Genomic DNA, 2,016 nt, shown 5'->3' with positions numbered 1-2,016 from the left:
CTCCTTCACTTCATCGCCTCCTAAAAGCATTATAATGGATAATAATAGTAGAATATGCGTGAGGTGGAGTCTTGTATTCAGAGGATCATAAAACGGCCGTGTTTGTACCTATTGTGAAGATCTGCGGAGATTACCATTTGCTTCTTACAAGGAGGTCTACCAGGATAAGTCATCCGGGGCAGATCAGTTTCCCGGGGGGACACAGAGAAGAGAACGAGACGCTTCTTGAATGCGCCGTAAGGGAAATGAAGGAAGAGATCGGTGCTCTTCCCTCTTCGCTTGACGAGATCTACCCGCTGAATGTCAGCACAACCGTCACCTCGGGCAAAGTAATTACTTCGTTCCTTGGATTTATTGACGATCTGAAGTTCAGGATCAACAAGAATGAAGTGGAGGACATTGTCTTTCTTTCCGTTAAGGCTCTGATCATGAATGCTCCCGAACCGATCATAATGCCGAACGGGAAGAGGACAATAAGATACCGTTTCCCCGGCTTCGTGGTCTGGGGGGCAACGGCAAGAATTATCGAAGCATCTATTGAAAGAATTATGGAGATCATAGAGAATCGTGGCAGCGGAAAATCGGACTATCTTAATGATGATGAAGTAATACATATAAGAGAGGAGTGATTAGATGTTAGATTTCACATTTCACAACGCAACAAAGATAATCTTCGGAAGAGACACCGAGAAGAAGGTCGGAGAAGAGATTTCGAAGCTGGGCAAGAAAGTCCTCTTTCACTACGGTGGAGGCAGCATAAAGAAGACCGGCATATATGATCGTGTAGTAGAGAGCCTAAAAAAAGCAGGAGTGGAGATCTTTGAGCTAGGCGGAGTCAAGCCGAACCCTAGACTCTCACTTGTAAAGGAAGGAATTGAACTCTGCCGAAAGAACGGGATAGACGCAATCCTCGCTGTGGGCGGGGGAAGTGTCATCGACTCGGCAAAGGCGATAGGAATAGGCGTCCCCTACGAAGGTGATGTCTGGGACTTCTACTCAAAAGGAAAGAAAGTGGAAGAGATGCTCCCGCTGGGTGTAGTTCTGACTATACCGGCGGCCGGAAGCGAATCCAGTGGCGGCTCGGTCATCACAAACGAAGACGGCTGGTACAAGAGATCCACCAACAGCGTAAACATGAGGGCAAAATTCGCCATAATGAATCCCGAGCTGACATTTACGCTGCCGAATTACCAGACGGCAGTCGGGGCCGTGGACATAATGTCCCATGTAATGGAAAGGTACTTCACAAATGTCAAGAACGTAGATTTCACGGACAGACTCTGCGAAGCTACACTTAGAACGATGATCAGGAACACTCCAATAGCTCTCAAAGAGCCTGAAAATTACGATGCTAGAGCCGAGATAATGTGGGCAGGGACAATAGCACATAACGACTTGCTAAGCACTGGGCGGATCGGAGACTGGGCTACTCACGGCATGGAGCATGAACTAAGCGCGATATATGACATAGCTCACGGCGGAGGCCTTGCAATTATGTGGGCACCGTGGATGACATATGTTTATAAACATGATATTGAGCGTTTCGCTCAGTTCGCTTACAGAGTTTGGGATGTCGAACCGGACTTTCGCAATCCTGAAAAGGCCGCTCTTGAGGGGATTAAAAGGCTGAAGGAATTCTTCGCGAGCCTCGGCATTCCCGTTACCCTAACAGACGCAGGAATTCCCGACGACAGGTTTGACGAGATGGCCAAGAAGGCAACTGAAGACGGTCCTCTAGGTCAGTTCGTGAAGCTTTACAAGGACGATGTAAAAAAGATCTACGAACTGGCGAAGTGAGCTTTTATAAAGTTGAGTCTTGTCCGTTGCCGAAAAGAGAAGAAAAACACAGCTAGAAACCGAAGACAGTTTGTGTAATGTTGCGTTGTTTGTTGTAGGTGGTTGGTGGTTGGTCAGGTGCAAAGAACAAGAACGAGACCCAATCCTCAAGAAGCATATTAAAGCAATCTGATCAGAACCAGCACTTTTGGTCATCCTGAAGTGCTCCTGTTCAGGATC

The 2,016-nt window shown here is 47.3% G+C and carries 2 protein-coding genes; both read left to right on the top strand.

The annotated features are described in order from the left end of the window. Window positions 1-98 precede the first annotated feature (98 nt). Window positions 99-629, top strand: a complete 531-nt coding sequence (locus BG32_RS05890; RefSeq protein WP_257212078.1) for a CoA pyrophosphatase — start codon at window positions 99-101, stop codon at window positions 627-629. A 4-nt stretch (window positions 630-633) separates the two neighbouring features. After that, window positions 634-1,797 (top strand): iron-containing alcohol dehydrogenase, encoded by a 1,164-nt coding sequence (locus tag BG32_RS05885; protein ID WP_121526553.1) that lies wholly within the window; start codon window positions 634-636, stop codon window positions 1,795-1,797. The last annotated feature ends 219 nt before the right edge of the window (window positions 1,798-2,016 follow it).

The sequence above is a fragment of the Mesotoga sp. HF07.pep.5.2.highcov genome (assembly GCF_003666285.1).
GTDB lineage: Bacteria > Thermotogota > Thermotogae > Petrotogales > Kosmotogaceae > Mesotoga > Mesotoga prima.
This window is presented reverse-complemented; position numbering and strand designations above follow the sequence as displayed.

Excerpts from the sequence above, each read along its gene's own strand:
- BG32_RS05885 (WP_121526553.1), top strand. The coding sequence starts at position 634 with ATGTTAGATTTCACATTTCACAACGCAACAAAGATAATCTTCGGAAGA.